This window comes from Desulfobacterales bacterium (assembly GCA_021647905.1).
Lineage (GTDB): Bacteria > Desulfobacterota > Desulfobulbia > Desulfobulbales > BM004 > JAKITW01.
The window spans coordinates 1-4,624 of the sequence record JAKITW010000115.1; the positions used below are offsets into that span (position 1 = coordinate 1).

Below are 4,624 nucleotides of genomic sequence, written 5' to 3' on the forward strand. Positions count from 1 at the left end.
TTCGCCGCGGCGGCGATTCGGAAGCCATAAGCATATCCTGCCGAAGTTGTTTCAAATTCCGCTTTTGCCGTCACGGCTGCGGCTCAGGGTCCGCTACACCGTTCGCTATAAGAAAACCCCTTTCCCGATCCAATCTCAAACGTACGGGGTTTACCGAAACCTTACCGCGAGACGGACGTGATTCGTCTTGTAACTTGTTGATTTTATTGGGTGGCATTTGAAGCCTTTCGGGTTGTTACGGGTTCATCAACTTTGACCGTAATCCGGGCGCGATCCGGGTATATTCGAGTCCCCTGGAGAGGATGGCGATCCCTTGTCAGGCGGATTTTTTCTCTTCCGGATGCTCCTGGGCAAGCAGGGTCTTGAGAACTTCACAGTTGCGGCAGATCGCCATCTTTGACTGCCAGTCTTTCTGGACCACGCCTTCGCAGATCGTTCCATTGATAAACCAGCAGAGCCGTCCGGCCTGGAACTCCCAGGCCGGGCATTGTTTTTTTCTCTCAATCGGGCATTTCTTGATCACCCAGCAAAGCTTGGGCCCCTTGCTCTTGCCCCGGTTGCGGGTAAGTAAAAAAAATATCTGCCGTTCGACATGGACCGGCACCGAGCGCCAGCCCTGTTCATAGCTGTGAATGGCCTTTATCGAGGCGCCGAGCAGTTCCGCCAACTGTTTTTGCGTTTTGTTGAGGATCTTCCTGGCACGGAAGAACTCCTTGCTGTCCATGAGGTGTTTCCTTTCCCAGGTTTGACAGGTCGCTGTCACATAACTGTTAACAATACCACATCGTGGTATTATTGGTCAATGAGTCTGCGTGCTGAAAACGACAGCTATCGACCATGGCCGAAATTATTGGGGCCTATTTATAATCGGCGATTATAACGAGTCACATGTATTATTCCCATATTTTATCTCTATTACTATAATATGACGACACAAGCATAATCCCGGGACATCAAGGGATGTTGGTTGTCGGCAATGGCCGGACATCGTCAAATCCGGGTGTTGGAGTGGAAATAACTTGCATCTCTGTTCCTGTTGGAAAATAGTTCATCCAGGGTGCCGCAGGTCCGATCCATTCGCCATGTCTCGTCAACCGCCGTGCCGCCAGGCTGCTTGAGCCGGCGGCTACTGGTTGCCGCCATCCGGGTGGCCATGGTGTTGATGGGAATTTCCAGGAGGATGATTATGAGGGTGTTTGTTACCGGCGGGACCGGATTTATCGGCGCCGCCCTGGTTGAACGGCTCCTGGCCCGGGGAGACAGGGTAACCATCCTCAGCCGTTCCCGGCCTTGCGAACCGTCCCGTCCCGGTCTTGCCTTTGTTCAAGGGGATCCGGCAGAGGAGGGCGCCTGGCAGGATGAGGTGGGTGGCCATGATGCGGTGGTCAACCTGGCCGGGGCATCTATTTTCCGCCGGTGGACCGGGGCCGGCAGGAAACTGATTCACGGGAGCCGGGTCCGGGCCACCCGGAACCTGATAACGGCCCTGGCCGGAACCAGGGGCCGTCCCGTTGTTCTGGTGAATGGCTCGGCAATAGGATACTATGGGTCTGGTGAAGATGAGGAATTTACCGAGGCGGCCGGCGTTGGGACCGGTTTTCTTGCCCGGCTGGTCCGTGACTGGGAGGCAGCGGCCCTGGCAGCGGAAGAGTATGGCGTGCGGGTGGTGCTGGCCCGGTTCGGGGTGGTGCTGGGACCGGGCGGCGGCGCCCTTGCCAGGATGGCGCCGCCTTTTCGGCTGGGATTGGGAGCGGTGTTTGGTTCAGGCCGGCAATGGTTCTCCTGGATCGGTCTGGATGATCTGATCAGCGCGCTGGTTTTTCTGCTGGAAGAACCCGGTGTCGCCGGGCCGGTGAACTGCACCGCGCCCTTTCCGGTTACCAACCGGGAGTTGAGCCAAACCCTTGCCCGGGTTCTGCACCGGCCGCTCTTCCTGCCGCCGGTACCGGCCTGGCTGCTCCAGGTGTTCCTGGGCGAGGCAGCCTCTTTGTTTCTCGATGGGCAGCGGGTGGTGCCGGAGCGGCTGATCGGCCATGGCTTTTGTTTTCGCTCGCCCCGGCTTGACGAGACCCTGGCCGATCTGATCTGATTTTGATGCATTCGTAAAAACAAAAATATTTACCGCTGAGTACGCAGAGACCGCAGAGAAACGCGTATTATTTTAAATGATTAACTCTGTGACCTCTGCGCTCTCTGCGGTGAAACCGGACTTTTTGCGGGGCCATCAATTTTGTCGGTCTCGCAACAACCCGCTCGACGGACGTGATTCGTCTTGTAACTTGTTGATTTTATTGGGTGGCATTTGAAGCCTTTCGGATTGTTACGAGTTCATCAATTTTGCTTATATAATTCCGGCCGGGTATCTGCAGATTTGGCTGGAATAGAATTTTCCTGAACCTTGAACCCTGAACCCTGCTGTTAACCTGGAGAAGAAGATATGGCTGAGGATGTTGATGAATTGACGATAAGTTATGAAGAGGACGGCATTGAGGTGGTTAAGGAACTGGACAAGGAGGTCCTGTCCAAGGGCGCCTGGGCAACCATTCTTTTCCGTTACCAGGACTGGGACCGCAAGGCCGGGGCCTATGGCCCGGACCGTTACACGATCAGGCGATACCGGAAGATGCACGGTGAGTATACCCAGAAGTCCAAATTCAATATATCCAGCCGGCTCCAGGCCGGCAAGATCGTCGAGATCCTCGGCAGATGGCTTAAGGAGCCGGAGTAGCAGCCAGCCCGGCGGCCTTTCCCTGAAGTGGCTTGCCCGGTTTTTGGGAAACTGGTATATAGCCGGTGCATGATTATCATATATTTTTTCCTTTCGGCTTTCAGCATTCAGCCTTGAGCGACTCCGGTTGCCTTGGGCCTGTCGTCTGGAAACCGCAGGCATAATTTGGAGTAACAATGCCCATCAGGATTTATAATACCAAAACCGGGAGCAAGACGGTCCTGGAACCTCTGACCCCGGGTGAGGTCAAGCTCTATGTCTGTGGAATCACAGCCTATGATTATTGCCATATCGGCCACGGCAGGTCAGCCCTGGCCTTTGACATGATCGTTCGCTACCTTCGCTTTAAGGGCTACAAGGTTGTCTACATCCGCAACTTCACCGATATTGACGACAAGATCATCAACCGGGCCAGGGAGGCGCGGATCTCCACCGAGGAGTTGTCGGAGCGATTCATCCGGGCCTTTCATGAGGACATGGAGAGTCTCGGGGTACTGTTGCCGACCATGGAGCCCAGGGCAACCGAGCACCTTCCGGAGATCATCGCGATGATCGAGGAACTGGTGGCCAGGGGGCTCGCCTATCAGGTGGACGGTGACGTCTATTATAGCGTGCAGGGCTTCCCGCGCTATGGGCAGCTTTCCGGTCGCAGTCTTGAAGACATGCTGGCCGGGGCCCGGATCTCGATCAATGAAAGCAAGAAGAATCCCATGGACTTTGCCCTGTGGAAGTCGAGCAAGCCGGGCGAGCCGACCTGGGACAGCCCATGGGGGCCGGGCCGGCCGGGCTGGCATATAGAGTGCTCGGCCATGAGCCGCAGGTATCTGGGTCACTCCTTTGATCTCCACGGCGGCGGCAAGGACCTCATTTTTCCGCACCATGAGAACGAGATTGCCCAGAGCGAAGGCGCCAGCGGCAAACCCTTTGTCAATATCTGGATCCATCATGGTTTTGTCACCATCAAGGATGAGAAGATGTCAAAATCCCTTGGCAATTTTCTTACCATCCGCGAGGTGCTGGCCGACTACCCGGCCGAGGTACTCCGCCTTTTCGTGTTCTCCTCCCATTACCGGACCCCGATTGATTATTCGGACGCGGCCATGCGGGACGCCGGCGCGGCCCTGGACCGGCTCTATGAATGTCTGGCCGGGATTGATGCGCTTCCTGATACTGGTCGCGATGATCTCCCTGGTGTGGCCGGGGCCAAGGCCGTCGCCAAGCTGACCGGCCTGGCCGAGCGATTTTGCCGGGCCATGGACAATGATTTCAATACCGCCCAGGGGCTCGGCCAGATCTTTGACGCGGTCAAGACCATCAACAAGATCCTCCGCTCCCTGCCCGGGAACCCTGCCACGGCTGACCTTGAACTGCTGCGCCGGACCAGGAGAACCATTGTCGAGTCAGCCGGGATCATGGGCGTACTGGGCCAGGATCCCAGGGCCTATATCCAGGCCAGGCAGGGCCGTATGCTGGCGGCCCTTGATATCGACCGGAAGACCATCGAGGAACTGATCCGGACAAGGGACGCGGCCCGGCGGAAAAAGGACTGGGCCACCAGCGATGCGATCCGGGACCAGCTCCTGGCACGCCATATCGAGATCAAGGACGGTCCGGAAGGGACCACCTGGCGGGTCAGGGTGTCAGAAGTCAGATGACAGAAGACAGAGGACAGAGGACAGAGGACAGAGGACAGAGGACTGAGGACTGAGGACTGAGGACTGAGGACTGAGGACAGTGGGCGGTGGAATCAGTGCCGAGATAATGAGCAACGAGCAATGAGAACAGAAAAAACATGGAGCGATGATCGTGGTCCGGATATAATATTCCCTGACCCCTGACCCCTGACCCCTGGCGCCTGACACCGTACACCCCCACCCAGCCACCTTCCCCCGTAGC

5 protein-coding genes are annotated in these 4,624 nt (G+C 56.7%); 3 read left to right on the forward strand and 2 right to left on the reverse strand.

The window, feature by feature from the left end; all coding sequences use genetic code 11:
* Window positions 1–316: 316 nt before the first annotated feature.
* A complete protein-coding gene (locus L3J03_12200; protein MCF6291742.1) occupies window positions 317–724 on the reverse strand; it encodes a helix-turn-helix domain-containing protein in 408 nt (135 codons plus the stop codon).
* A gap of 266 nt (window positions 725–990) precedes the next feature.
* Window positions 991–1,143 (reverse strand): hypothetical protein, encoded by a 153-nt coding sequence (locus L3J03_12205; protein ID MCF6291743.1) that lies wholly within the window; start codon window positions 1,141–1,143, stop codon window positions 991–993.
* A gap of 43 nt (window positions 1,144–1,186) precedes the next feature.
* Here L3J03_12205 and L3J03_12210 point away from each other — a divergent pair, with 43 nt between their 5' ends.
* The 3 genes from L3J03_12210 (at window position 1,187) to cysS (ending at window position 4,383) form a co-directional block, all read left to right on the forward strand.
* Window positions 1,187–2,089 carry a TIGR01777 family oxidoreductase gene (locus L3J03_12210; protein MCF6291744.1) on the forward strand — a complete coding sequence of 301 codons (903 nt, stop codon included), beginning with the start codon at window positions 1,187–1,189 and terminating at the stop codon, window positions 2,087–2,089.
* Window positions 2,090–2,437: 348 nt separating this feature from the next.
* Complete coding sequence (locus tag L3J03_12215) at window positions 2,438–2,728, forward strand: hypothetical protein (protein ID MCF6291745.1); 291 nt, start codon at window positions 2,438–2,440, stop codon at window positions 2,726–2,728.
* Window positions 2,729–2,904: 176 nt separating this feature from the next.
* Window positions 2,905–4,383, forward strand: coding sequence for a cysteine--tRNA ligase (gene cysS, locus L3J03_12220; protein MCF6291746.1), 1,479 nt, complete (start codon window positions 2,905–2,907; stop codon window positions 4,381–4,383).
* Window positions 4,384–4,624 lie beyond the last annotated feature (241 nt).